This is a genomic window from Lysinibacillus sp. GJ-1 (assembly GCF_021166035.1).
Taxonomy (GTDB): Bacteria; Bacillota; Bacilli; order Bacillales_A; family Planococcaceae; genus Lysinibacillus; species Lysinibacillus sphaericus.
The window spans coordinates 4,495,483-4,521,581 of record NZ_CP088912.1; the positions used below are offsets into that span (position 1 = coordinate 4,495,483).

25 protein-coding genes, 3 rRNA genes and 2 pseudogenes are annotated in these 26,099 nt (G+C 39.8%); 2 read left to right on the forward strand and 28 right to left on the reverse strand.

All coding sequences use genetic code 11. The features are described from left to right. Positions 1-30 precede the first annotated feature (30 nt). The 3 genes from rrf to LO754_RS22360 all read right to left on the reverse strand — a co-directional run bounded on the left by rrf (position 31) and on the right by LO754_RS22360 (position 4,972). Positions 31-145 (reverse strand): 5S ribosomal RNA (gene rrf / locus LO754_RS22350). Between the two features lie 66 nt (positions 146-211). Then, positions 212-3,128 (reverse strand): 23S ribosomal RNA (locus LO754_RS22355). Between the two features lie 307 nt (positions 3,129-3,435). Further along, positions 3,436-4,972 (reverse strand): 16S ribosomal RNA (locus LO754_RS22360). Together the 16S, 23S and 5S rRNA genes form the textbook arrangement of a ribosomal RNA operon. 270 nt (positions 4,973-5,242) lie before the next feature. On the opposite strand from LO754_RS22360, the gene LO754_RS22365 reads away from it, so the two are divergent. Beyond that, positions 5,243-5,899 (forward strand): hypothetical protein, encoded by a 657-nt coding sequence (locus LO754_RS22365; RefSeq protein ID WP_229388017.1) that lies wholly within the window; start codon positions 5,243-5,245, stop codon positions 5,897-5,899. 45 nt (positions 5,900-5,944) lie between these two features. Here the strand turns inward: LO754_RS22365 and LO754_RS22370 are convergent, their stop codons facing one another. Next, a complete protein-coding gene (locus LO754_RS22370) occupies positions 5,945-6,619 on the reverse strand; it encodes a KinB-signaling pathway activation protein (protein ID WP_024364338.1) in 675 nt (224 codons plus the stop codon). Between the two features lie 151 nt (positions 6,620-6,770). On the opposite strand from LO754_RS22370, the gene gerD reads away from it, so the two are divergent. Beyond that, positions 6,771-7,382, forward strand: a complete 612-nt coding sequence (gene gerD, locus LO754_RS22375) for a spore germination lipoprotein GerD (RefSeq protein ID WP_024364339.1) — start codon at positions 6,771-6,773, stop codon at positions 7,380-7,382. Positions 7,383-7,433: 51 nt separating this feature from the next. Here gerD and LO754_RS22380 read toward each other — a convergent pair whose 3' ends face one another. From LO754_RS22380 to LO754_RS22495, 24 genes and pseudogenes are all read right to left on the reverse strand, one after another. Beyond that, the gene (locus LO754_RS22380) at positions 7,434-8,489 is read right to left on the reverse strand and encodes a P-loop NTPase (protein WP_024364340.1); all 1,056 of its coding nucleotides are present in this window, start codon (positions 8,487-8,489) and stop codon (positions 7,434-7,436) included. 72 nt (positions 8,490-8,561) lie between these two features. Beyond that, a complete protein-coding gene (locus LO754_RS22385; protein WP_024364341.1) occupies positions 8,562-9,275 on the reverse strand; it encodes an N-acetylmuramoyl-L-alanine amidase in 714 nt (237 codons plus the stop codon). Between the two features lie 177 nt (positions 9,276-9,452). Continuing rightward, positions 9,453-9,683 (reverse strand): YxiG family protein, encoded by a 231-nt coding sequence (locus LO754_RS22390; protein WP_231785295.1) that lies wholly within the window; start codon positions 9,681-9,683, stop codon positions 9,453-9,455. A 22-nt stretch (positions 9,684-9,705) separates the two neighbouring features. Beyond that, on the reverse strand, positions 9,706-9,912 hold the full coding sequence (locus LO754_RS22395) for a hypothetical protein (RefSeq protein ID WP_231785296.1): 207 nt from the start codon (positions 9,910-9,912) through the stop codon (positions 9,706-9,708). 33 nt (positions 9,913-9,945) lie between these two features. Next, positions 9,946-10,338, reverse strand: coding sequence for a YxiG family protein (locus tag LO754_RS22400; RefSeq protein WP_488209315.1), 393 nt, complete (start codon positions 10,336-10,338; stop codon positions 9,946-9,948). Between the two features lie 194 nt (positions 10,339-10,532). Further along, a complete protein-coding gene (locus LO754_RS22405; protein ID WP_231785298.1) occupies positions 10,533-11,636 on the reverse strand; it encodes a Gfo/Idh/MocA family protein in 1,104 nt (367 codons plus the stop codon). A gap of 19 nt (positions 11,637-11,655) precedes the next feature. Beyond that, positions 11,656-13,737, reverse strand: a complete 2,082-nt coding sequence (locus LO754_RS22410) for a sialidase family protein (protein ID WP_024364345.1) — start codon at positions 13,735-13,737, stop codon at positions 11,656-11,658. A gap of 21 nt (positions 13,738-13,758) precedes the next feature. Beyond that, positions 13,759-14,595, reverse strand: a complete 837-nt coding sequence (locus LO754_RS22415; RefSeq protein ID WP_024364346.1) for a carbohydrate ABC transporter permease — start codon at positions 14,593-14,595, stop codon at positions 13,759-13,761. 1 nt (position 14,596) lies between these two features. Further along, the gene (locus LO754_RS22420) at positions 14,597-15,481 is read right to left on the reverse strand and encodes a carbohydrate ABC transporter permease (protein ID WP_029747412.1); all 885 of its coding nucleotides are present in this window, start codon (positions 15,479-15,481) and stop codon (positions 14,597-14,599) included. Positions 15,482-15,697: 216 nt separating this feature from the next. Further along, on the reverse strand, positions 15,698-17,053 hold the full coding sequence (locus LO754_RS22425; RefSeq protein ID WP_229388027.1) for an ABC transporter substrate-binding protein: 1,356 nt from the start codon (positions 17,051-17,053) through the stop codon (positions 15,698-15,700). 140 nt (positions 17,054-17,193) lie between these two features. After that, complete coding sequence (locus LO754_RS22430; RefSeq protein ID WP_231785299.1) at positions 17,194-17,448, reverse strand: MurR/RpiR family transcriptional regulator; 255 nt, start codon at positions 17,446-17,448, stop codon at positions 17,194-17,196. A 928-nt stretch (positions 17,449-18,376) separates the two neighbouring features. Next, the gene (gene rpsI / locus LO754_RS22435) at positions 18,377-18,769 is read right to left on the reverse strand and encodes a 30S ribosomal protein S9 (RefSeq protein ID WP_004233744.1); all 393 of its coding nucleotides are present in this window, start codon (positions 18,767-18,769) and stop codon (positions 18,377-18,379) included. Positions 18,770-18,794: 25 nt separating this feature from the next. After that, entirely contained in the window at positions 18,795-19,232 is a 438-nt protein-coding gene (rplM, locus tag LO754_RS22440; protein WP_024364352.1) for a 50S ribosomal protein L13, read from the reverse strand. A 268-nt stretch (positions 19,233-19,500) separates the two neighbouring features. Further along, positions 19,501-20,241 carry a tRNA pseudouridine(38-40) synthase TruA gene (truA, locus tag LO754_RS22445; protein WP_024364353.1) on the reverse strand — a complete coding sequence of 247 codons (741 nt, stop codon included), beginning with the start codon at positions 20,239-20,241 and terminating at the stop codon, positions 19,501-19,503. A gap of 12 nt (positions 20,242-20,253) precedes the next feature. Continuing rightward, positions 20,254-21,051: an energy-coupling factor transporter transmembrane component T family protein gene (locus LO754_RS22450; RefSeq protein WP_231785300.1), complete on the reverse strand. Its 798-nt coding sequence runs from the start codon at positions 21,049-21,051 to the stop codon at positions 20,254-20,256. Then, on the reverse strand, positions 21,048-21,920 hold the full coding sequence (locus LO754_RS22455) for an energy-coupling factor ABC transporter ATP-binding protein (RefSeq protein ID WP_231785301.1): 873 nt from the start codon (positions 21,918-21,920) through the stop codon (positions 21,048-21,050). Before LO754_RS22455 ends, LO754_RS22450 begins: the two co-directional genes overlap by 4 nt. Continuing rightward, a pseudogene (locus tag LO754_RS22460) lies at positions 21,896-22,730 on the reverse strand (energy-coupling factor ABC transporter ATP-binding protein). Before LO754_RS22460 ends, LO754_RS22455 begins: the two are co-directional and overlap by 25 nt. Before the next feature lie 398 nt (positions 22,731-23,128). Continuing rightward, positions 23,129-23,509, reverse strand: coding sequence for a 50S ribosomal protein L17 (gene rplQ, locus LO754_RS22465; protein WP_010860588.1), 381 nt, complete (start codon positions 23,507-23,509; stop codon positions 23,129-23,131). Between the two features lie 56 nt (positions 23,510-23,565). Next, positions 23,566-24,510 carry a DNA-directed RNA polymerase subunit alpha gene (locus LO754_RS22470; RefSeq protein ID WP_004233733.1) on the reverse strand — a complete coding sequence of 315 codons (945 nt, stop codon included), beginning with the start codon at positions 24,508-24,510 and terminating at the stop codon, positions 23,566-23,568. 139 nt (positions 24,511-24,649) lie between these two features. Then, a complete protein-coding gene (gene rpsK / locus LO754_RS22475) occupies positions 24,650-25,039 on the reverse strand; it encodes a 30S ribosomal protein S11 (RefSeq protein ID WP_004233731.1) in 390 nt (129 codons plus the stop codon). 25 nt (positions 25,040-25,064) lie between these two features. Beyond that, positions 25,065-25,430 carry a 30S ribosomal protein S13 gene (gene rpsM / locus LO754_RS22480; RefSeq protein WP_024364357.1) on the reverse strand — a complete coding sequence of 122 codons (366 nt, stop codon included), beginning with the start codon at positions 25,428-25,430 and terminating at the stop codon, positions 25,065-25,067. A gap of 24 nt (positions 25,431-25,454) precedes the next feature. Next, positions 25,455-25,568: a 50S ribosomal protein L36 gene (gene rpmJ / locus LO754_RS22485; protein WP_000868344.1), complete on the reverse strand. Its 114-nt coding sequence runs from the start codon at positions 25,566-25,568 to the stop codon at positions 25,455-25,457. 37 nt (positions 25,569-25,605) lie between these two features. After that, a complete protein-coding gene (gene infA, locus LO754_RS22490) occupies positions 25,606-25,824 on the reverse strand; it encodes a translation initiation factor IF-1 (protein ID WP_004233690.1) in 219 nt (72 codons plus the stop codon). 88 nt (positions 25,825-25,912) lie between these two features. Next, a pseudogene (locus tag LO754_RS22495) lies at positions 25,913-25,990 on the reverse strand (type I methionyl aminopeptidase); the annotation flags it as partial. Between the last annotated feature and the right edge of the window lie 109 nt (positions 25,991-26,099).

Consider the following 26,099-nt stretch of genomic DNA (forward strand, 5'->3'; position numbering starts at 1 on the left):
CTACTGAGTGTATCAGCAGCGACTTTTTGCGCCTAGCGACGTCCTACTCTCACAGGGGAAGCCCCCAACTACCATCGGCGCTAAAGAGCTTAACTTCCGTGTTCGGTATGGGAACGGGTGTGACCTCTTTGCCATCATCACTAGACAGTATTTAATTGAAAGATTGTTCTTTCAAAACTGGATAAACGGTGCATTGAATGTTTCAAACTTTTTGGTTAAGTCCTCGATCGATTAGTATTCGTCAGCTCCATGTGTCACCACACTTCCACCTCGAACCTATCTACCTCATCGTCTTTGAGGGATCTTACTTACTTGCGTAATGGGAAATCTCATCTTGAGGGGGCTTCATGCTTAGATGCTTTCAGCACTTATCCCGTCCACACATAGCTACCCAGCGATGCCTTTGGCAAGACAACTGGTACACCAGCGGTGTGTCCATCCCGGTCCTCTCGTACTAAGGACAGCTCCTCTCAAATTTCCTACGCCCACGACGGATAGGGACCGAACTGTCTCACGACGTTCTGAACCCAGCTCGCGTACCGCTTTAATGGGCGAACAGCCCAACCCTTGGGACCGACTACAGCCCCAGGATGCGATGAGCCGACATCGAGGTGCCAAACCTCCCCGTCGATGTGGACTCTTGGGGAGATAAGCCTGTTATCCCCGGGGTAGCTTTTATCCGTTGAGCGATGACCTTCCATGCGGAACCACCGGATCACTAAGCCCGTCTTTCGACCCTGCTCGACTTGTAGGTCTCGCAGTCAAGCTCCCTTGTGCCTTTACACTCTACGAATGATTTCCAACCATTCTGAGGGAACCTTTGGGCGCCTCCGTTACCTTTTAGGAGGCGACCGCCCCAGTCAAACTGTCCGCCTGACACTGTCTCCTGCCCCGCTAAGGGGCATGGGTTAGAATTTCAATACAACCAGGGTAGTATCCCACCGACGCCTCCTTCGAAGCTGGCGCTCCGAGATCTCTGGCTCCTACCTATCCTGTACAAGTTGTACCAAAATTCAATATCAGGCTACAGTAAAGCTCCACGGGGTCTTTCCGTCCTGTCGCGGGTAACCTGCATCTTCACAGGTACTATAATTTCACCGAGTCTCTCGTTGAGACAGTGCCCAGATCGTTACGCCTTTCGTGCGGGTCGGAACTTACCCGACAAGGAATTTCGCTACCTTAGGACCGTTATAGTTACTACCGCCGTTTACTGGGGCTTCAATTCGCAGCTTCGCTTGCGCTAACCACTCCTCTTAACCTTCCAGCACCGGGCAGGCGTCAGCCCCTATACGTCACCTTACGGTTTTGCAGAGACCTGTGTTTTTGCTAAACAGTCGCCTGGATTCACTGCGGCTCTCATGCGCTTGCACGCTCAAGAGCACCCCTTCTCCCGAAGTTACGGGGTCATTTTGCCGAGTTCCTTAACGAGAGTTCTCTCGCACACCTTAGGATTCTCTCCTCGACTACCTGTGTCGGTTTGCGGTACGGGCACCTCTCACCTCGATAGAGGCTTTTCTTGGCAGTGTGAAATCAGGAACTTCGTCCATACGGACTCGCCATCACAGCTCAACGTTACAGTGTGCGGATTTGCCTACACACACGCCTTACTGCTTGGACGCGCACAACCAACGGCGCGCTTACCCTATCCTACTGCGTCCCCCCATTTCTCAAACGGTGAGGAGGTGGTACAGGAATATCAACCTGTTGTCCATCGCCTACGCCTATCTACTCGGCTTAGGTCCCGACTAACCCTGAGCGGACGAGCCTTCCTCAGGAAACCTTAGTCATACGGTGGACGGGATTCTCACCCGTCTTTCGCTACTCATACCGGCATTCTCACTTCTAAGCGCTCCACCAGTCCTTCCGGTCTGACTTCAACGCACTTAGAACGCTCTCCTACCACTGACATCGTAGATGTCAATCCACAGCTTCGGTGAATCGTTTAGCCCCGATACATTTTCGGCGCAGCGTCACTCGACCAGTGAGCTATTACGCACTCTTTAAATGATGGCTGCTTCTAAGCCAACATCCTGGTTGTCTGTGCAACGCCACATCCTTTTCCACTTAACGATTACTTTGGGACCTTAGCTGGTGGTCTGGGCTGTTTCCCTTTTGACTACGGATCTTATCACTCGCAGTCTGACTCCCGTGTATAAATATCTGGCATTCGGAGTTTGTCTGAATTCGGTAAACCGGGATACCCCTAGTCCAAACAGTGCTCTACCTCCAGTATTCTCATCACGAGGCTAGCCCTAAAGCTATTTCGGAGAGAACCAGCTATCTCCAAGTTCGATTGGAATTTCTCCGCTACCCACACCTCATCCCCGCACTTTTCAACGTGCGTGGGTTCGGCCTCCAGTAAGTGTTACCTCACCTTCACCCTGGACATGGGTAGATCACCTGGTTTCGGGTCTACGACCACGTACTAATTCGCCCTATTCAGACTCGCTTTCGCTGCGGCTCCGCCTTCTAAAGCTTAACCTCGCACGTAATCGTAACTCGCCGGTTCATTCTACAAAAGGCACGCTATCACCCATTAACGGGCTCTAACTACTTGTAGGCACACGGTTTCAGGATCTCTTTCACTCCCCTTCCGGGGTGCTTTTCACCTTTCCCTCACGGTACTGGTTCACTATCGGTCACTAGGTAGTATTTAGCCTTGGGAGATGGTCCTCCCGGATTCCGACGGAATTTCACGTGTTCCGCCGTACTCAGGATCCACTCTGGAGGGAACGAACTTTCGACTACAGGGCTTTTACCTGCTCTGGCGGACCTTTCCAAGTCGCTTCATCTAACTCATTCCTTTGTAACTCCGTATAGAGTGTCCTACAACCCCAAGAGGCAAGCCTCTTGGTTTGGGCTCTTCCCGTTTCGCTCGCCGCTACTCAGGGAATCGATTTTTCTTTCTCTTCCTCCAGGTACTTAGATGTTTCAGTTCCCTGGGTCTGCCTTCAAGACGCTATGTATTCACGTCAAGATACTACGCGATTAAACGTAGTGGGTTCCCCCATTCGGAAATCTCCGGATCAAAGCTCACTTACAGCTCCCCGAAGCATATCGGTGTTAGTGCCGTCCTTCTTCGGCTCCTAGTGCCAAGGCATTCGCCGTGCGCCCTTAATAACTTAACCTATCGGCTTCCAATCCACTGCGCATTTCGTTGTCAGCTTCTCTCGTTCAATCAGTCACGTACGTAAGTACGCTCCTTCATTCACTCGTTCGCTTCCTAGAACTGCTTGTGTCTTGAAACCCTATTTAGTTATTAAGCCTAAAAAACTTAATTAAAAAATAAATGTGTTTGTTACAATTTCAATGTCGTTTTATCCAGTTTTCAAAGAACAAATTTTGAAGTGTTTCATTCAGAAGAATGAACCTTCAAAACTGAACGCAAAACGTAATCTTACAAACCCAAGGTTTGTATTCCGAAAATATCCTTAGAAAGGAGGTGATCCAGCCGCACCTTCCGATACGGCTACCTTGTTACGACTTCACCCCAATCATCTATCCCACCTTCGGCGGCTGGCTCCAAAAGGTTACCTCACCGACTTCGGGTGTTACAAACTCTCGTGGTGTGACGGGCGGTGTGTACAAGGCCGGGAACGTATTCACCGCGGCATGCTGATCCGCGATTACTAGCGATTCCGGCTTCATGTAGGCGAGTTGCAGCCTACAATCCGAACTGAGAACGACTTTATCGGATTAGCTCCCTCTCGCGAGTTGGCAACCGTTTGTATCGTCCATTGTAGCACGTGTGTAGCCCAGGTCATAAGGGGCATGATGATTTGACGTCATCCCCACCTTCCTCCGGTTTGTCACCGGCAGTCACCTTAGAGTGCCCAACTAAATGATGGCAACTAAGATCAAGGGTTGCGCTCGTTGCGGGACTTAACCCAACATCTCACGACACGAGCTGACGACAACCATGCACCACCTGTCACCGTTGTCCCCGAAGGGAAAACCATATCTCTACAGTGATCAACGGGATGTCAAGACCTGGTAAGGTTCTTCGCGTTGCTTCGAATTAAACCACATGCTCCACCGCTTGTGCGGTACCGTCAATTCCTTTGAGTTTCAGTCTTGCGACCGTACTCCCCAGGCGGAGTGCTTAATGCGTTAGCTGCAGCACTAAGGGGCGGAAACCCCTAACACTTAGCACTCATCGTTTACGGCGTGGACTACCAGGGTATCTAATCCTGTTTGCTCCCCACGCTTTCGCGCCTCAGTGTCAGTTACAGACCAGATAGTCGCCTTCGCCACTGGTGTTCCTCCAAATCTCTACGCATTTCACCGCTACACTTGGAATTCCACTATCCTCTTCTGCACTCAAGTCTCCCAGTTTCCAATGACCCTCCACGGTTGAGCCGTGGGCTTTCACATCAGACTTAAGAAACCACCTGCGCGCGCTTTACGCCCAATAATTCCGGACAACGCTTGCCACCTACGTATTACCGCGGCTGCTGGCACGTAGTTAGCCGTGGCTTTCTAATAAGGTACCGTCAAGGTACAGCCAGTTACTACTGTACTTGTTCTTCCCTTACAACAGAGTTTTACGAACCGAAATCCTTCTTCACTCACGCGGCGTTGCTCCATCAGGCTTTCGCCCATTGTGGAAGATTCCCTACTGCTGCCTCCCGTAGGAGTCTGTGTCTCAGTCCCAGTGTAATCACCCTCTCAGGTCGGCTACGCATCGTTGCCTTGGTGAGCCGTTACCTCACCAACTAGCTAATGCGCCGCGGCCATCCTATAGCGACAGCCGAAACCGTCTTTCAGTATTGTCCCATGAGGGACAATAGATTATTCGGTATTAGCCCCGGTTTCCCGGAGTTATCCCAAACTATAGGGTAGGTTGCCCACGTGTTACTCACCCGTCCGCCGCTAACGTCAAAGGAGCAAGCTCCTTCTCTGTTCGCTCGACTTGCATGTATTAGGCACGCCGCCAGCGTTCGTCCTGAGCCAGGATCAAACTCTCCATAAAAGAAATTTGATTAGCTCAAATTGTTTTGCTGGCATCAATTTTGATGTCCAAAATTTTGTTTCCTTCACTAACAAAGTTAGCTAGTAAAAACTATATTGATTACGTTTTGCTTGTTCAGTTTTCAAGGTTCATTTTGTTTCGTTTGTCGCGTCATCTCTTGGCGACTTATACATAATAACATCGATTAATCATGAAAGTCAACATAAAATCATAAGTTTTTTTAAAGAGGTTATTTTGTCGTTTTAAAAATATAGAAATGGGGTCTTTAATATGATTCGTAAAACGTTGATATCACTGGGTTTAATAGTAATATTATTTATCTTTATCAAACCGCTAAATTCTACGATGATTTCTGTATTTAATATCGCTAATGCACCAACTGTTGTAACAAAAGGACATTATGGTACTTCTCTTATTGTCGAAATTTCTTTTTCTGATGACGCGTTGTTAGATTGGTTAAAAAACGTAAAAGCACCTTATCCGCTTCTACTTTTAGATGCTGCATGGATTGAACGCTCACCAGAGCATATTAAAGTGATACAAGAGAGGAAACTACCTACAGGATTATTAGGTCCTGAAGATTCAGTAGAAAAACCAATAGATATTGCCTTAATACAAAAGGATGTTGAAACTTATGAAAAATATTTAAAGGCTACACCACTTTGGTTTGCCACAAGAAATCATCAATATTCTCAGGAATTGCAAAAGAGCTTATTTCAAAAACAAGTAAACATTCTGTCGCCATCCCTCATTTGGCAAGGAGAAAAAACGCCTCAATTACAGAAAGGAGATTTCTTATTTACTTCATTGCATCAAGACAGTAATGTTTCTTTTAAAGCATTAAATACTTTATTGCAGCAAAATAAATTTATGTCTATTGAAGAAAATATATTCGGTTACTCAGTTCAATCTAAAAAAACCCCATAAAAAAGTAGCCTCATCTATCTTTGAGGCTACTCAATTTTTTATTCATTATGCATTTTTTGCTTGATTAAGGCGCGCTTTTCGACGCTCTTCTAATTTTCGGCGATCTTCGTCAGATTTTGCATTGTATTTTGGTAATACTAATAATTGATATGCATTTACAGCTAGTAATGGGAATAATAATAAGGCAACATATTCGTTAATATTTTCATCACGTCCCATTAATGCGATTGTCCACTCTAATGTTGTAATAACAATCATAAAAAATAATGCGGACACTAAAACATGTTTTTTTCCAGTCATTTTCACTTTTTGCATGGCTGTTGCTACTGATGCAAAAATTAAAACGATTAAAAGTCCCAAATAGAATACCCAGCTTTGTCCATCTTTAACACCCGGTACAAAACGGAAGAACACAATATCAAAGATGGTAACAGCAATCAATAATAGCTGTACCCAATTCCATAGCGTTAGCGTTCTAAAAATGTTAACACCTACTTGATGCAGTGTTAGATAGGCGAAAAACCCTGCTTGTGCAATAACACTCATTGTAAACCCTAGGAATACCATCCATAAAAGCCCTGCGAAAAATTCACCCCATTGACCATTTGCTACATATGGTTGAAAGAAGCTCCATCGAATAAATAAACTAAAAATTCCGTTGACTACGCCACCAACGAGCATTGCAAAGAAGAAAAACTTTGCCCAATTTCGTATCGTCACAACTCAAAGTCCCCCAATTTCTTCATATATCTGTAATCATTTTAACAATGCATTGTTAAAAAAGCTATTTCTCTTCGCAAGCAATACATAAAGTCATCATAAATGTGAACAATAATTGAAAGAGTCTATCTATAGAAAGGGCTGATGTTACATGCGAAAATTGACTTTATTACTGATTTTAACGCTTTTTCTTGCTGCCTGTTCACAAGATAAAACCTCTACCATGTCTTATGATGAGATAAAAAAAATTATGATTGACTCTCTACAAACAGAGGATGGTAAAAAGGCGTTGCGACAGCTTTTAGAGGAGCCGAGTTTTCGTGAATTATTGATATTAGAACATGACGAAGTAAAAAAGGCGACAGAGGAAACATTGCTTTCAAAAGAAGCAGAGGATTTTTGGAAAAAGACTTTTGAAGATCCAAAATTCAAAGAAACTGTAGCCAAAAGTATGCAAAAGCAACAACAGGATATTATGAAGGAACTCATGAAAGATCCTACTTACCAAAAGGATTTGGAATCATTCTTTGGTCAGCCTGATATGCAAAAGCAAATGGAGACGATTTTAAAATCCTCTACTTTGCGCAAGCAAATGGAGGAAGTCGTAAAGGAAACGATTGAAAGTCCACTAATGCAGGCGAAATGGCTGGAGCTTATCAAAAAAAGTGGTGAGAGTACTTCATCTGAGAGCGGCAACAAAAAAGAGGCTAGCGCTGACGGTGGCGGCAGCTCAGATAAAGAAAAAAAGCAGAGCGGCCAATAACTTCACAAAACAAAAAAGATTTCCTCAGCAATTTGAGGAAATCTTTTTTGTTTATTTATTTAATTTTTGAATGATTTTCGTCGCAATATTGATATACGTTTGTCCTGTTGGATGCTTTTCTGCATATACGGAAGGCGCAAATTCCTCATCCGTCCAATCTGGCTGACCAAGTGGAATTTGTCCAAGTAGCTCTGTGCGTAGCTCTTCTGTTAATTTTGCACCGCCACCTTGACCAAATACAAATTCACGTTCCCCTGATTTCGACTCAAACCATGCCATATTTTCAATAACACCTAGAATTTCATGGTCAGTTTGTAGAGCCATTGCCCCTGCACGAGCGGCAACAAATGCTGCTGTTGGGTGAGGCGTAGTTACAACAATTTCTTTTGAAGAAGGTAACATTTGATGAATGTCTAAAGCTACATCACCTGTTCCTGGTGGTAAGTCTAATAGAAGATAGTCCAGCTCGCCCCATTCTACATCGCGGAAGAATTGATCTAATACTTTCCCTAGCATTGGTCCACGCCAAACGATTGGTGCATTATTTTCAACGAAGAATCCCATTGAGATCACTTTTACACCAAAACGGTCAACTGGGAAAATACGATTGTCTACTACCTTTGGCATATCTGTAACACCCATCATGTCAGGTACACTGAATCCATAAATATCAGCATCAATTAAACCTACTTTTTTTCCTAGACGGGCTAGCGCTACCGCTAAGTTAACAGATACTGTAGATTTCCCTACGCCACCTTTCCCGGAAGCAATTGAAATCACTTGTACTGTACTTAGTGGTGATAAAATATCTTGCGCTTCAGCTTCTGTTGCTGTGCCACGGAAACTTTGTAATTTTTCTGCTGATAATTCTTCAAAGCGAATACCAACCGTGTTAGCTCCCGCTTCTTTTAATACATCTACAATCTTCATTTGAAGTTGCATTTGCTCCGGTGTATTTGTTTTAGCAATCGCAATTTTTACACTGACATGGTTTTTTTCTTCTTTAATTGCCACATTTGTAATACCGTCAGTTTCTGCTAATGATTTATGTAAAAATGGATCTTGTAGTTGTCCCAGTATTTCTCGCACTTGTTGTTCTGTTATCACGACGAACACTCCCCTTATTTTCTGTCAATGTTAGTATATCATAATGCTTTGATTTACATAGTAGCTGTTGCTCTATTCAATTTTCCCAAGTAAGTAGTCTTCAATACCTTCAACGATAGCATCTGCCATTTTTTCTTGATATTTTTTATCGACTAATAGCGCACGTTCCTCATCATTACTGATAAATCCAGTCTCGACTAATGCGGCAGGTACTTCCGCTTTTTTCAGCAAGTAGATTTGTTTAATTGCTAACGCTTCACGATCTGTATTTTGTAATTTCGTACGAATCGATTGCTGAATGCTATTGGCTAGCAATTCCCCATCAGCATGTCCGTCTTTATGATAAAACACCTGTGCTCCACGCCATTTTGTCTCTGGAATTGCATTGGCATGAATCGTAATAAAAATATTCGGCTGTTCTTTTGCAACAATATCCTTCCTTAAAAAGATATCTTGCTTTTTGCGTTCCCTTAGTGTGCCAAATTTTTCTGATGGCGCGTGTTCATCAATAACATCTCCATCCTGTGTACGCGTCATCACGACTGTTGCGCCCTTCTTCTTTAATTGCTTCTCCACGTGCTGAGCAATTGCAAGTGTAATGTCCTTTTCAATTACTTCGCCCTTTGAAGCACCTCCATCCTGACCACCATGTCCCGCATCAATGACAATTTTCGTGCCACCAAGTGGGTCAGGTAAGAAGAAGTTGCGGTCCGAAGCATTCGTTTCATATGCCACGACCACTATACTCATTAGCATAATTACTCCTAGTGCAAGCCAGCGCTTCACCCATATCCACCACCCTTTAGTTATAGTGTACGAAGTTCGTGTTGGAACTATGCTAGAAAGTAAACAAAAAACTCCCAAGCAATTGGCTTGAGTGTTTGAAAATTTTTTATTTAATTAATGTAGGCCTCTAATGCGCTTCTTGCATTACAGCGTACAATCGCATCTTTCTATAGACAATTAACTTTCATCTTCCCATTTCAGCTTATTTTCTGGAGCAATTAAATCTTTAAAAACCTTGCCCTCAAAAACTAAACGATTCGCTTCTATAAAGAAATAATCTTTATTGTTGATGTGGAAGCTAAAATTTGTAGTAGATGAAATTTCTTCAATGCCTTTTAATTCAGAATCTAAACTTTCGATTGTAATTTTGTCAAAGCCATCTGGATGATAACTGATTCCTGTTAGCAATAACTCATCTCCATAATCGTAGTCATTTATCTTCAAGCTGACACATGTATAGGGAAAGTACTTGTTCAAAGAAAACAACCTTTTTCAACACTTCTTGTTTGTATTTTTTAGCGACAACTAATTTAACGGTTTCTCCAAAATAACCGATATCGACATTCGTCACCACACCGAACGCTGTTTCTTCCGATAGTAGTGTTTGAATTTCTTCCATTATTTTTTCTTGTTCCATAATATCTCCTTGATTTAAAAGAATTCACGTTTTTTAAGGAACTAACAAATTATTAAACACTTTATTATTGATGACTAAACGATTCGCTTCCAAAAAGAAATAATCTTTATTGTTTACTTGGAAATAAAAATTGGTATTTGAAGTAATTTCTTTAATACCTTTAAATTTTGCACTTATGGTCTCCGCTTTAATTTTACCGAAGCCATAGGGGTGGTAGCTAATTTCTGATAATAATGCAACGTCTGTATCATTTAGCTCGTTTAAACGAAAGCCCTCTGCATCCTCAGACTTACACACGTACAAAGAAAGTACTTGTTCAAATAATAGAATGGTCTTTTTAATACGTTTTCTACTTGTAAGTGCTCCAAACTCAGCTTCTGTAAATAAAAGTGATTCTATTTCTTTAAATATTTTTTCTCTTGTTATAGTATCTCCCTACTTTATAATCCTTTTTATGACATAAAAAATAATGAAGCATGCGAGCAAATACTTTGTAGCAATCTTTCTCTTCTGCATAGTCATAGGAAACTTCCACATCCTTTCCCGTGTTAATTCTATTTCCAAAAACACCTGCCAAGTATTTCACTAAAAGCCTGTGCTGGACATCACAGGCTTTCTGTCTACTTTACAATTTCTGAAAGGTCTACTTTTCGATCTCCGATGATTGAAAGTGTACAAGCATCCGCTGTTGCAATGGCTTCTAAAGCGGCTTGTCCGTTTAAAAGTTTTTGAAACTCCTCGCTTACTTCCGCTCCTTGTAGCACTTGATGTAAGTACTTCATTTCTTTGTCTATTACAGAAGAAAGCCATAAAGGCGTTCTTTTCCCTGGTTTCCCATATTGGATAGCACCATCCATTTCGGAACTATTGTAAATTCTTGTCCGATCGTCATCTTCTTCTTGTGTTTCATGGATAAGAAAATGCTTCTCTTTGCCATCCACCTTTAACGTTCCTTTTACATTGTACATATCCAATTTTATGTATCCCTTAGTTCCTTGGATTAAAACATAATGTTCGCCATATCGAAAAGCTGAACCCCATTCTAGCAGCGCAAACTTTTTATTCTCAAATTCTAAATTGACAAAAATCATATCATCTTCATTTCCAAATTGCTCACCTGTATGAGCAACGTTTCCGCCAATCATTGTTGCTTTTTGAGGAAGCCCCCCCATAATAAACTGAATACAATCTAATTCGTGAATATGATGATATAAATGACCGCCTGATTTTTCTCTTATTTTTTTCCAAGACACTTCAGGCTGCTTTTCTTCCCAACCATTTCTTGCCGCATGACAAAACAAAATATCCCCGATTTCCCCTTCATTGATTAGTTTCTTTGCATACTGCACACCATTGAAGAAATTCATAATATGACCAGCAAAAAATATCACGTTATTCTTTTTACAAGCTTCCACCATGTCTTTACAATCTTCATAGCATAAAGCGATAGGTTTTTCACAAAATACATGTTTGCCATTTTCAGCAGCCTTCACAACCGGCTCCTTATGCAAATAATTTGGCGAAGCTACAACAACACAATCCACATCTTCTCTTGTTACTAAGTCATCCAAGGAGGTTGAAACCTCTGCCTTTAACTCTACACTTACCTCTTTAGCATTCTCAGGATCATAAATGGCAACAATGTTAGCATCCTTGTTTTTTAGAATGGACCTTCCTAATTCCGCACCAAAGTATCCAGTACCCACTATTGCATAATTCACCACGAGTATTCCCTCCTAATTATTATTGATATATATCTTCCAATGTTAATATTTCAAACTTTAAAACGTTCTTTAAATGCAGCTCATTGCGCGACCAAGAATCATATTTCTCATATAGAAGCCCAATTTCTTGATTCGGTAATTCCGTTATTGCGGAATACGAATATCCATAGTTGCTAAAATCAACATCGTATTTCTTTTGCCAATTGACAGAAGGATTTGTTTCATTTACGATACCCACCCAAATTTGACCGCTTCTTCTACCATTTTTTGAATTTGGGGTACTCATCAATAAAATATCGTGACCGTTTACCTTTTGAGAGTATTTTATAATCGATAGTTGCGTACCATAAAAAGGATTTTGAACATGCTCAAGATATTGCACTGCGCTCCATGTATCACCATAATCGGTACTTGTCATATAGCCGATTTTCCCTGTTGAAGTTCTTAAATATGTTTGAATAACTCCTGGGCTTAGCTCTACCATTTGCGCCTCTGCTGTAGCATTGGCAAAAGGTAATGATGCCGTGCGATGCGACCACGAGTTACCATGATCATCACTAATTAAATACACCATCTGCCCATTTGTATATGTGGCAAAAATTATTCGGTTCATATTACTAAGCACGATACCTTGTCCAGGACTCAAATATGTGGCATTTTTGTTTAGACCATTAAATGGTGGTAGTAATTTAGGAGCGCCCCAAGTTTCTCCCAAATCATCGCTTATAGTAAAACCTAAATAATTGGTCGGGGTGATTTTAAAGAGTGAATCCTTATAAAAAATATTCATTTTGACATTTTTTCCATTTTGATATTCGATTAGCCTGTCGTTATCAAACCTCACTGAATATTGTGGTACATATAAATAATCATCATTTTTCATTAAATTGTAATAGCCATCAACTTTATATTCTGTAGGCTGATTGACCGTATCATTAAAAATGACTCCATTTTCTCTAATTGAGTAATGATAGGTAGATTCATTAGATTTCCTTAACTTCAAATAATACGCCCCATTTATTTCTTTATAACCAGAGTCATTTTTTAATGCATTATGGTTCCCTATCCCCGCAGGCATAAAATCGGCCATTAAAATAACCTTATTCGTCTGCTTGTCTTGCACTAATGCTGAATCTATAAATGAAGCACTACCGCTAATCTGTATGTTTTTACGAACATTATCTCTTGGCCATTCGATTGTCTGTTCTTCATAATCATCAAATTTCAATGCAAACTTCGGAGGAGTCCACGTTCTACCATTATCATCACTATAGGACGTAACGATATTAATTTTACTTCTCGAATCATGTGTCCCCCCGTATCTTGCATCTGCACTTGCTAAGACCCTCCCTGAATTTAATGTATACAAAGCAGGAATTCTAAAATAATTCGCCTTGGACGCATCACCTGATGTAAATATCATTTTATTTAGTGCATTGCTCGTTTCATGTAATAATACATCGTTAGTCAGTACACCATTGTATATTGCTAACGTGTAAATCTCTCCATCAAAGCCGAACTCTAGTTTTCCTTCACGATTCACGCCACCAATCAAGAACGTATTTACTCCATAAATGTCCGTTAACGACTTATAGTTTGAAACGTTTTCCTCTAAAATCTTATCTCCATTTGCAAATAACTTATACGATTTCTCTTCTGCATTTGCAACGAATGCTATCGCATTTAATGCTGTTTTATTCTTACTCTTCCCCCATAATGATGCTGGTCTAGCAAATAAATAATTGATATGTTCCGTCGCATCCCTTACCTCAATTCCTAACTCTCCATTATTTCTCATAAAAATATCAAAATAGTTATTTCTAAAATAAGGATTATTATTAGACGAGCTAAACAAAGCTTGTAATGCATTTTGATTATCGGTTTTAAACTTGATGATAATGGTCGTAGATTCACTATCCAATACGTCTTTCACATCATTCGTAATATCTTTGCCTTGGTTCTTCAATTCCAAATTATCTGTCTGATAAACTAATTTAGCAGGATTTGAACTATCTTTCGCATATACTGGAGCACTTCCTAAAGTACTAAAAACGAAAAATAATACGATAATCATTATTTTAAATGTGCCGACTTTAAACATTAAAATACCACCTCCATCTAATTATTTAACGGCACCTTCCGAAAGCCCACTTGCAATTTTATTTTGAATAAAAATGAAAAAGATAATCGATGGCAACACAACGATGACAGAAGCTGCCATCATATCTCCCCAATCCAAAATTTCCGAACCGTTTAATGATCTTAAAGCAACTGCAACGGTCATTTTGCTAGTATCATTAATTAAGATTAAGGCATACAAAAATTCATTCCATGCATTGATAAACGTATAAATGGCAGTAGCGACAATCCCAGGAGCTACGATAGGTAACACAACTCTAAAAAATATAGTAAATTTATTTGCTCCATCAATCTGGGCAGACTCTTCTATGCCAATGGGTACTGTTTGAAAAAAACCAACTAATAGCCATACCGCATACGGGACACTAAATGATAGATAAACGATAATTAAACCAATTAGACTATTACTTAGACCAATGGTTGCCATTACTAAAGAGTATGGAATGGCTAATAATATAGGTGGGAATATATAGGTAGTGATTAATAATTTCGACATAATCGAACCCAATTTCGGAAAAAATCTCACTATTCCATACGCTGCGGTTGAGGAAATAATAATAGCAATGACCGTTGTACTTAAGGAGATTAACACACTATTTTTGATATTATCTATAAAATGTAAATCTCTAATTACGTGGATAAAATACTCTAATGTAAAGTCCTTTGGAAAAAATCTTGTTGGGAATTGCGTTAACTCACCTTTGCCTTTAACCGAGGAGAGGAAAATCCATACTAAAGGGAATACGGCAAGAATAGTAGCTATTATTAGCAAAGCATGAGACAGAAATGAACTTACAATTGTTTTTTTATTTTTAACCATTTTATTTCGACTCCTTTTCCCATTTCCTAATAATATAGAAATAAAGTAAACAAATTGTTAAAAGGAATAAAAATAGCAATACCGTTACTGCAGAGGAACGTCCTAATAACTGTGTTCCCCAACCAAGGTTATAGGCAAAGATAGGGAGTGTCGTTGTAGCATTTGAAGGTCCCCCTCCTGTTAGTAAGTACACAATATCGAAGTTGTTAAAAATCCATATTGTTCTTAATACGACTAATAAGCCAATGACTACCCGAATATGGGGTAACGTGATAAACCTAAATACTTGCCAAGAGGAAGCACCATCAATTCTAGCCGCTTCAAATTGTTCTTGAGGAACGGTTTGTAATGCCGATAATACATTCACCATGATTAAAGGTGCACCAAACCAAATATTGATTCCTACTAAACAAACAAACGCCCACGTACTATCGGTAAAAAATGCAGGTGGATTATTCATCAATCCTAATTTGACGATTAGATTTGGCAAATAACCGTACACTCCGTTTAATATCCATTGCCATGAAAAGGCGATAACTATCGTTGGAAATGCCCAGGGTATAATAAGCAGTGTTCGATATAACCATTTAAATCGCTTTATTCTATGTATAGCTAGAGCTAAAATAAAGCCAACTAAAACTTGACCGACTAAAGAAAAGAAAGTCCATTTTAATGAATTAAAAAATGAGTTCCAAAAATCTGGGTCAGCTAATACTTTTCTATAATTCTCAAGACCGACAAATTGATAGTTCGGTGATAATAAATTTTTCGTTGTAAAGCTGAAATAAATACTAGATAAAAATGGGTAAACAAATAGTAAACCAACAATTATTATTGCTGGCATTACAAATAGCCAGCGGGCGTAATCAAATTTCTTTATTAGCATGTTGACTCCTTTCTTTTAAAGCAAAAAGTGAAACGCCTTTTTACTTTTGCGTGACTACTATGTCCAACGAACATTCAACTCCATTTTTCTTTCCAACATGTCTATTGGAAATCGGCAGACGATTGTGGGCAAGCAGAGCCACTTTCTTGCTAACTTAGCCGCAGATTTTCTTTCCTTGCTTGTCCCACTTGAGTCGTCGCCTTCTTATACTTCCCTCTAATTTACAGCTACTGTTTCGAATAGATCATTGAGCTTCATTTCCGCTTTTTTTGCTGCTTCCATCGGATCTGTGCCATTTGAAATAATATCTTGGAACATTTCTTCAATAATATGTCGGTTCGTCATAATACCCGCTTGAATACTTGGACCATTCTCATAGCCAATAGCTGTTCCTTCATTCACAGCTTTAGTAATTACTTCTTCAGCATGTTCAAATTGCTTTCTTATTTCATTTTCTTTATAAGCAGGATTATCTGTAATATTATCAATCGTTGGTAACATGCCGACAGGTGTTGCATCTAAAAACTCAAGATAGTTGCCCTCTTCAAATAGCTTTTCTAAAAATGCTTTCGCGACATCAGCGTGCTTTGAGTTTTTCCAAATAACCAAAGGTACGTTGGATGTTTCAATCCCGTAATCAGGATCAGCTTCATTTACTTTTGGAATAGGGTACGCATCAATAGAATTTAACAATTGTGGGCTATTAGCTTGAACGCCACCAATATGGAAACCTGAGTTGAAATCAAATGCTGTTTTTCCTTGGTAAAATAACGTAGCTTGTTGTAAAACATTGAAGTTTAAGGAGTCTTTCGGGGATATTTCTTCATACATTTTGATCCAGTATTTAATACCGTCCTGTGCAATCTTACTTGTTAAATCAGCTTTATAATCTTTCGTTAGTAAGCTTCCGCCAGCACTTCTTACATAAAAGTTGAGGAATCTTGTCGCCATAAAATCATTCGTCCCCATCGGAACAGATACTCCATAAACTCCGTCTTCCTTCATTTTCTTACTTGCTTCATATAATTGATCCCAAGTTTTGGGCACTTCTAAATTATATTTTTCCAATAAGTCAGTTCTAACCCACATTACTTGTGCATGTGAGTACAGTGGTATTGAAAAGTAGTTGTCTTGCACTTTTGCTTCATCTAATGCATTGCTACTGAATTTTTCTTTACCTATTTTGTCAATCGTATCGTTGAGCGGGATTAATGCATCTGAATTTACCATCTCTATAACTTGATTAGGTAGCGCTGTGCTTATGTCCGGTACATTTCCTGAGTTTAAACCTGTTGTCCATTTTGTATAAAAATCATTCCATGAAAATGTTTCAATTTTTATGTTTACTTTTGGATGATCCTTCATAAATTGATCTGCTGTTTTTTGTATGCTTTCTAGTCTAGGTCCTTGTGTAAATGAATGCCACATCACAATATCTCCTGATAATTCTTCGGAGGATTCTACTGATGCTTCTTCAGAGGATTCTGTCGCTTCACTTTCACTTTTAGATTTACAGCCCGCTGCTATAATAATTGAAATAAGTAGTATTGAGCAGAATAATATTTTTTTCATTTTGCTTAACCTCACTTTTTCGTAGTATTATTTAAGACGATTAAAACGCTTTCATCAACAATTGTTTTCACACCATATGCCCATAAATTTACGGATGAAAAATGCCCAAGCCAAAGTTTCATACAAATTAAGATACATTTTTATATTCGTTGATTGTTTAAACTTTTGTGTATAGCAGCTCCTCTTTCTAACTCCATCTTCATCTCAATAAAACTTTTACAGCCTACCTTTTTACAAAAGCGAGTTATAGTTGCAGGTGAAGTATTCAATTCTTTTGCCAATACAGTTATATTTTCATTCTGTATGCTTGTTCTCTGAATGATGTAACTCGCAATAACTTGTTCTTTTTCCGTAAAGGAATGAAATTGATCTCGCATTCTATCCAAAAGATTCATATGTATACACCCCCTATCTAAACATTCATTACATAAAAGTGCTTTCAAAATTAAAATAATATAAAAAGAAATAATTTTCAATAATTAGAATTGTATGAAAAAAATTTTCATTAATACATTTTGAATATATTTCAGATAATAGTTGTTTGTCTCAACGCTATTACAAGTAATGTAAACACCAAAAACCACCCCTCAAACACTAAAAAAGTTTTGAAAGATGGTTTTTGTACTTTTATATAAGTTAGTCCGATTTTTTATCTTTAAATTTATAATGTAAGAATATGGCGATGAGGAAGCCAATAAAGTAGCCTGTAAATCTAAACTGTTTTGACGCAGCAAAAATTTCAGTTAAGATATAAAAAATAATAAAGCAGCCGAGTAAACACTTTGCAGCAACGTCTCTCTTCTTTTCCATATTCATAAGAATGTTTCCACATCCTTGTCTATTTGTTTATTCATGAAAAATGTAAGTGCAGAAATAAACGTAATCCAAACAGAGGGTCAACACGTAGATTATAACGATGTGTTCTAAATTTTAAATAAAGTTAGTCCGATTTTTTATCTTTCAATTTATAACGTAAAAATGCTGCGATGAGGACTCCAATGATGGGTACGGAATAATTAACCAGCCTTGAAAAAGTAAATATTTCTTTTAAGATAATGAAAACGATAAAGTAGGCGAGAATAAACTTAAAAGCAAGGTCTTGCTTCTTTTCCATATTCATAAGAATGTTTACACATCCTTTGCATATGTAATTTTTAAATCCCTAAATGCTTAGCATCTACTATTCTTTTTTAGATTTTACTAAAGGTAGCTAATATTTTTCAATATTTTTAATAATTCAATTTTGTATACAATTTTCTAAACACAAAAAACCCTCCCCCACAAAAGTGGGAAAGGGTTTTGAAAACGTATAGAATCGGTTGATTAACGTTTTGAGAACTGAGGTGCACGACGAGCGCCGCGTAGACCTGGTTTTTTACGTTCTTTCATGCGTGAATCACGAGTAAGTAATCCAGCTGATTTAAGTGCAGCACGGAAATCTGGGTCTACTTGAAGTAGAGCACGAGCGATACCATGACGTACAGCTCCAGCTTGACCAGTGTATCCACCACCGTTAACGTTTACGTGGATATCATAGCTTCCTGTAGTTTCAGTAGCTACTAATGGTTGTTTAATTACTTCACGTAATGCAGCGAATGGTACGTATTCTTCGATTTCACGTTTGTTGATAACAATTTTACCTGTACCTGGTACTAAACGTACGCGAGCTACAGAGCTTTTACGGCGACCAGTGCCGATGTATTGAACTTGTGCCAAAGTAATATCCTCCTCTTAATTTATATTATCCGCGAAGCTCATATGCTTCTGGTTTTTGTGCAGCATGTGGGTGCTCAGTTCCAGTGTAAACGTTAAGTTTACCGAACATTTTACGACCTAAAGAGTTTTTAGGAAGCATCCCTTTTACAGCTAATTCGATCATACGTGTTGGGTACTTTTCTAACATTTCGCCAGCAGTACGAGTTTTTAAACCACCCGCAAATTGAGTGTGGTGACGGTAAAGTTTACCCTCTAATTTGTTACCAGTTAAATGGATTTTGTCAGCGTTGATGATGATTACGTGATCACCTGTGTCAACGTTTGGTGTGAATGTTGGTTTATGTTTACCACGTAAGATTGCAGCTACTTCAGAAGCTAAACGTCCAAGAGTTTGGCCTTCTGCATCAACTACTAACCATTTACGGTCTACTTCGTGACCTTTAGCCATGAATGTTGTACGCATGTATATATCCTCCTAATCGATTCGATTACCGTTATTTTTCATTAGTCTACACTATAAGTTTCGGGGCTTATTTGTGGTGGTAATGAAAATACCATCTGTTATCATATAATGAATGACTTTTAAAGTCAAGTAATTTCATTAAACACCTGGTGAAGTTGTACAGGGTAACGTTTGGCATTTACATTGTCCCTTTCCACTTAATATTTTTTCTCTTTAAAGCGAATTGCCGCTTCTATAAAACATACCGTATTCTATTAAACAATCGACCTTAATAAAACACTTTTTCAAGGTATAAACCTTGTGGTGGCGCCGTTTTGCCAGCCTTATCGCGATTCATTGAAGCAACGACTAGCTCGACATTTTGCACTTCTCGACGTCCTATGCCCACTTCCCATAAAGTTCCGGCAATTATGCGTACCATATTGTATAAGAAGCCACTACCTTCAATGACCATATGTAGCTCTTCACCATGCCATTCAAAATCGAGCTTATGAACAGTTCGCACTTTATCTTGGACACTTGTATTCGCTGCACAGAAGCATGAGAAATCATGTGTCCCGATAATCGCCTTAGCCGCCTCCTGCATCGCTGTAACGTCTGGTTTAACCCCATTGGTCTCTACTGTGTAATATCGACGAAACGGGCTTTGTACAGGCTCACACGACCATATATAGCGATAGCGTTTTCCTGTTACACTATAACGCGCATGAAAGTCAGCTGCCACTTCCTCAATGGATAAGACACGAATATCTCTAGGAAGCTGTACATTTAACGCTTTCATGTATTTTTCTACCGGTATTGTAAGCGGCGTATCAAAATGCAGTGTTTGTCCAGTTGCATGTACTCTTGCATCCGTGCGACCACTTGCTGTTACTTTGACCTTGTTACCTTTATGCATAACGGCAAGTACACGCTCTACTTCAGCTTGTACTGTACGCTCTCCTGGTTGCACTTGATAACCAGAAAATTGCGTTCCATCATAACTAATAATTGCTTTTAATCGTCGCATCAAGCTACTCCTTTAACTTCTATAGAAAAATAATAAAACCGCCATTGCCGCCAGTAAGGCAAGCGCAAATGTATCGCCCATATCCCATTTGAGCTGTCGATAACGCGTACGGCCCTCGCCACCTCGATATCCTCGTACCTCCATCGCGGTTGCTAAGTCCTCTGCACGTTTAAAGGCACTTACAAAGAGCGGTACTAACAATGGAACAACGGCTTTAATTCGGTCTTTTATTGAGCCGGAAGATAAATCCGAACCACGCGCCATTTGCGCCTTCATAATTTTATCTGTCTCATCCATCAACGTTGGAATAAAGCGCAGTGAAATGGACATCATTAATGCTAGCTCGTGGACAGGAACCTTGATTTTTTTCAATGGATTGAGCAATACTTCAATCCCATCTGTAATGGAAATTGGTGATGTTGTCAGCGTTAAAATGGATGTCATAAACACTAGTACAAGGAAACGTGTGGAAATATAAATCCCTTGGCGAACACCGCCCTCATAGATGGAGATAAACTTCCAATGAAATAGTAGGTCGCCTTCCTTGGTCATAAAAATATGCAGTAAAAATGTAAACGCCATTAAAAACAGCACCGGCTTTAGTCCATTTATTAAAAAATACAAGCGTATACGCGATACTAAAACAATGAATAACGTAAAAGCTAAGAGCATTGCATATGTTATCGTATTATTCGCTAAAAATACGATAATGATAAATGCAAATACGAAAACGAGTTTCGAACGTGGGTCAAGCTTATGAACAGGAGAATCTCCTGGCAGGAAGCGCCCGAATATCATTTTCTCCATCATGACTCTGCACGCTCCTCTCTCAATAATCGAGCCATTTCAATCGCTAGCTCCTCTTCAGTTAAACAGACCTTTGCCAAAGATGTATTAATCATCTTTTCAACTTTTTGTTGAAAGCGCACAATCCGAGGCGGCTCTAAACGAAATTGTTTCAATGTCTCAATATCCTTAAAAATCTCTCGCGGTGTTCCACTCAATACATTTTTGCCCTCATGCATAATGATAAGATTATCCGCATAACGAGCTGCATCTTCCATACTGTGTGTCACAAGAATTGTCGTTAAATTACGCTCTTGATGTAATGTATAAAACATATCCATAATTTCCTTTTGACCACGGGGGTCTAGCCCAGCTGTTGGTTCATCTAAAACAATAACTTCTGGCTCCATTGCTAAAACACCCGCTATGGCCACACGTCGCATTTGTCCGCCAGATAAATCAAATGGTGACTTTTCCAGCACATTTTCAGGTAAGCCAACTAGACGGACAAGTTCTCTAGCACGCGCCTCAGCCTCTGTTGCAGATACACCAAAGTTCATTAGCCCGAACATAATATCCTTTAATACCGTTTCTTCAAACAACTGATGCTCTGGAAATTGAAATACAATACCCACACGTTGGCGAACTGCTTTTAAATCCTTAGCTTTTTTACCTGCCTCCACTGTGCGATCGCCTAATTGCACAATGCCCGTTGTTGGCTTTAACAGTGCATTAAAATGTTGAAGAATGGTCGATTTACCGGAACCCGTATGTCCAATAATTGCTTGGTACGTATGGGATGGAATTTCAAAATTGACATCGAATAATGCCCGTTTTTCAAAAGGTGTGCCTTGAGAATAGGCATAGCTTACTTGTTGAAGTTTGATGTCCATAAATCATTCACCAACTCTTCTTCTGTCATATGTTGTCCCATTAGCGGAACACCTTCCTTTTGCAATAGCTTTGATAACTTCATGGCAAATGGTAAATCAAGCCCTAGCTCCGTTAACTTGTCCCCCAGTGAAAAAATTTCAGCAGGAGATCCTTCCGCAAACTTCTTACCATCGTTCATAAATAGTATACGATCAGCCAACATGGCCTCTTCTAAATCATGGGTAATCGATATCACCGTTAGCCCTGTTTCTGCACGTAATGTTTGGACAGTTTGTAATACTTCAACACGGCCTTGTGGGTCTAACATAGATGTGGCTTCATCTAAAATAAGCAACTTTGGCTTCAGTGCTAATGCCCCTGCAATCGCAACACGTTGCTTCTGTCCGCCCGATAAATGATGTGGCTCATGATCCACAAAGTTACTCATCTTCACTTGTTCCAACGCGGAATGTACACGTTTTACCATTTCTTCAAACGGTATGCCGTTATTTTCAAGCGCAAAGGCAACATCATCTTGTACGGTTGCCCCTACAAATTGATTGTCTGGATTTTGAAACACCATGCCCATCTGAGAGCGACATGCCCATAGGTTGTCTTCATTTAATACTTCACGTAATATACGAACGTCTCCTTGTTGCGGGAATAATAAACCATTCATTAATTTGGCGATCGTCGATTTCCCAGAACCATTATGCAATCCACTCACCTTCTTGGACGGCAAAGCTTACATTTTCAACAGCATTTCGCAGCTCTTGATTTTCAGGTGTATATGAAAATGTCACATTATTTAACGATAAAATTTCGGGCATTTCTAGCACTCCTCTCTACATGCTCAGCTATACTAACTAACTTACACTTTTTTATGTATGAATTCTACTACAATCAATATGTCGGTATAAGAAAAATGCCTACGCGCTTTTTCTTTTATATTAAAAAAAGCACCATCAATTGGCGCTGTTTCGTTGTTCATTAAAATAATAAAAAAGCGCGCACCTCATTCGATAGAAATGCGCTAGTCGTTACATTTACAAGAAACATGGGTGCTCAAGCCCTTGCCTCTTTTGAATGAGGTGCGGAGAGCTAAACGAGACGCCACACAACAGTGCCCGCTCATCATAACGCTCAGCTTAATTATTTGTCGTATAAATCGTTTATAAAGAAAGAGGGTGGTGGTTCCACCCTCTTCACCACTTGTTTTCTCTTATGATTAAACTAATTCAATCACAACAACAGGTGCACCGTCACCACGACGAGGACCTACTTTAAGAATACGAGTGTAACCACCTTGACGTTCTGCGTAACGTGGTGCAACATCATCAAATAGCTTTTGTAGCGCAAATGAAGTTGTTTCGTTACCTTCTTCGTCAGTAGTTGTTACTAGTTCACGACGGATGAATGCAGCAGCTTGACGGCGTGCGTGTAAATCTCCGCGTTTACCTAAAGTAATCATTTTTTCAACAGCTTTACGTACTTCTTTAGCGCGAGCCTCAGTAGTTTCGATACGCTCGTTGATGATTAAATCAGTAGCTAAGTCACGTAACATCGCTTTACGTTGAGAACTTGTACGACCAAGTTTTCTGTAACCCATGGATGTTTCCCTCCTTTATAAAAAATATCTGATCTTATAAGTTTTGTTTAAATCGCTTAGTCTTCTTTGCGTAACCCTAAACCAAGCTCTTCTAACTTCGCTTTTACCTCTTCTAATGACTTACGTCCAAGGTTACGAACTTTCATCATATCGTCTTCTGACTTATTCGCAAGTTCTAGTACTGTATTAATACCAGCGCGTTTTAAGCAGTTGTAAGAACGAACAGAAAGATCAAGTTCTTCGATAGTCATCTCTAAAACTTTTTCTTTTTGATCTTCTTCTTTTTCGACCATGATTTCAGCAGTTTGAGCCTCATCTGTCATGCCAACGAAGATGTTTAGATGCTCGGTTAAAATTTTTGCTCCGAGCGAAATCGCCTCTTTCGGACCGATGCTACCATCTGTCCACACATCAAGAGAAAGTTTGTCGTAGTCAGAAGACTGACCTACACGAGTATTTTCCACTTGGAAATTGACGCGTGATACTGGAGTGTAAATAGAGTCGATCGGGATCACGCCGATAGGAAGATCCTCACGTTTGTTTTGATCAGCAGGAGTGTAACCACGGCCGCGTTGAGCGTACATACGCATACGTAAATGACCGTTTTTAGCGATTGTTGCAATATATAGATCTGGGTTTAAAATTTCTACGTCACTGTCATGTGTAATGTCAGCAGCCGTAACTGTTCCATCGCCCTTTACATCAATCTCAATAACTTTTTCTTCGTCAGAGTAGATTTTAAGAGCAAGCTTTTTCACGTTCAAAATAATTGAAGCTACATCTTCCACAACGCCTTCTACAGTTGAGAATTCGTGAAGAACGCCATCAATTTGGATTGAAGTGACAGCAGCTCCTGGTAATGAAGACAGAAGGATACGACGTAAAGAATTACCCAAAGTGTTTCCATATCCGCGTTCAAGCGGTTCTACAACAAACTTTCCATATTTGGAATCTTCGCTGATCTCCACCGTTTCAATCTTTGGTTTTTCAATTTCGATCATTTCATTTACCCTCCTTCAAAACATCGAATGTATAGGTTCTTTCCATCATAGATTCGATCGTCATTGACGTATCGTTTATTATCTGCACAAGACAGTCTGTACAAAAAATGATGTTCTCATACACTATGAGAAGCACCCATTACACGCGACGACGTTTTGGCGGACGGCAACCATTGTGAGGAACTGGAGTAACGTCTTTAATAGCAGTTACTTCTAAACCAGCAGCTTGAAGTGCACGAATTGCAGCTTCACGACCAGCACCAGGACCTTTAACAGTTACTTCCAACGTTTTCAGACCATGTTCAAGGGATGTTTTAGCAGCAGTTTCTGCAGCCATTTGAGCAGCGAATGGTGTAGATTTACGTGAACCACGGAAACCAAGAGCACCAGCACTTGACCAAGATACAGCGTTACCTTGCATATCTGTAATCGTTACAATTGTATTGTTAAATGTAGAACGAATGTGTGCAATACCAGATTCGATATTCTTTTTCACACGACGTTTACGAGTTTGTTGTTTACGAGCCATGTTAAGAAGGAACCTCCTTTACGTATTATTTTTTCTTGTTCGCAACTGTTTTACGAGGACCTTTACGCGTACGCGCATTGTTCTTCGTATTTTGACCACGAACAGGTAAACCACGACGGTGACGGATACCACGGAATGAACCGATTTCCATCAGACGTTTAATGTTTAATGAAGTTTCGCGACGTAAGTCACCTTCAAGTTTGTAAGAATCTAATTGTTCACGGATTAGGTTTAACTGATCTTCAGTTAAGTCGCGTACGCGTGTATCTTCTGAAATACCTGCGCCAGCTAATACTTTCTGAGCTGTAGTTTTACCAATACCGTAAATGTAAGTTAATGAAATTACCACGCGTTTGTCGCGAGGAATGTCAACACCAGCAATACGTGCCATGTACGTTGTGCACCTCCTTTAGAATCAACCTTGTTTTTGTTTGTGTTTAGGATTTTCACAGATTACCATTACTTTACCGCGTCGGCGAATTACTTTACATTTTTCGCAGATCGGTTTCACAGATGGTCTCACTTTCATCTAACCTAACCTCCTTAATAGTCCGGAGCGCAAAAGATTATTTAAAACGGTATGTGATACGACCGCGAGTTAAATCATAAGGAGATAACTCGATAGTAACCTTATCTCCAGGTAGAATACGGATAAAGTGCATACGAATCTTACCAGAAACGTGTGCTAAAATCACATGTCCATTTTCTAATTCTACCTTAAACATCGCGTTTGGCAAAGTCTCAACAACTGTCCCTTCGACTTCAATTACATCATCTTTCGCCATCTACTCTGTCTCTCCTCTCTATATGCAAATTAAAGTTCTCATCGTTACATCAAACGGATATCTGCTGCAACTATAGAAGCAACCTCGTTTCAACATATGTTTGGATTGTATGAGAGATGTTTGAAAGACGCTCGTCTGGTTTCGCTTCACACAATCCACGGAATATACAGGACCAGTATGGGCACTGAATCTCCCATGTTTACACGAATACCGGAAATGTCTTTGATGAGATATTCATACCCGTTACACAGATGCTTCCACGAAACCCATTATAC

Bases quoted from the DNA above. Each gene is read 5' to 3' on its own strand.
- LO754_RS22365 (WP_229388017.1), top strand. From the start codon at position 5,243: ATGATTCGTAAAACGTTGATATCACTGGGTTTAATAGTAATATTATTT.
- gerD (WP_024364339.1), top strand. From the start codon at position 6,771: ATGCGAAAATTGACTTTATTACTGATTTTAACGCTTTTTCTTGCTGCC.
- LO754_RS22395 (WP_231785296.1), bottom strand. From the start codon at position 9,912: ATGGAACAAGAAAAAATAATGGAAGAAATTCAAACACTACTATCGGAA.
- LO754_RS22410 (WP_024364345.1), bottom strand. From the start codon at position 13,737: ATGTTTAAAGTCGGCACATTTAAAATAATGATTATCGTATTATTTTTC.
- LO754_RS22415 (WP_024364346.1), bottom strand. From the start codon at position 14,595: ATGGTTAAAAATAAAAAAACAATTGTAAGTTCATTTCTGTCTCATGCT.
- LO754_RS22420 (WP_029747412.1), bottom strand. From the start codon at position 15,481: ATGCTAATAAAGAAATTTGATTACGCCCGCTGGCTATTTGTAATGCCA.
- LO754_RS22425 (WP_229388027.1), bottom strand. From the start codon at position 17,053: ATGAAAAAAATATTATTCTGCTCAATACTACTTATTTCAATTATTATA.
- LO754_RS22430 (WP_231785299.1), bottom strand. From the start codon at position 17,448: ATGAATCTTTTGGATAGAATGCGAGATCAATTTCATTCCTTTACGGAA.
- rplM (WP_024364352.1), bottom strand. From the start codon at position 19,232: ATGCGTACAACATTCATGGCTAAAGGTCACGAAGTAGACCGTAAATGG.
- truA (WP_024364353.1), bottom strand. From the start codon at position 20,241: ATGCGACGATTAAAAGCAATTATTAGTTATGATGGAACGCAATTTTCT.
- LO754_RS22450 (WP_231785300.1), bottom strand. From the start codon at position 21,051: ATGATGGAGAAAATGATATTCGGGCGCTTCCTGCCAGGAGATTCTCCT.
- LO754_RS22455 (WP_231785301.1), bottom strand. From the start codon at position 21,920: ATGGACATCAAACTTCAACAAGTAAGCTATGCCTATTCTCAAGGCACA.
- rplQ (WP_010860588.1), bottom strand. From the start codon at position 23,509: ATGGGTTACAGAAAACTTGGTCGTACAAGTTCTCAACGTAAAGCGATG.
- LO754_RS22470 (WP_004233733.1), bottom strand. From the start codon at position 24,510: ATGATCGAAATTGAAAAACCAAAGATTGAAACGGTGGAGATCAGCGAA.
- rpsK (WP_004233731.1), bottom strand. From the start codon at position 25,039: ATGGCTCGTAAACAACAAACTCGTAAACGTCGTGTGAAAAAGAATATC.
- rpsM (WP_024364357.1), bottom strand. From the start codon at position 25,430: ATGGCACGTATTGCTGGTGTTGACATTCCTCGCGACAAACGCGTGGTA.
- rpmJ (WP_000868344.1), bottom strand. From the start codon at position 25,568: ATGAAAGTGAGACCATCTGTGAAACCGATCTGCGAAAAATGTAAAGTA.
- infA (WP_004233690.1), bottom strand. From the start codon at position 25,824: ATGGCGAAAGATGATGTAATTGAAGTCGAAGGGACAGTTGTTGAGACT.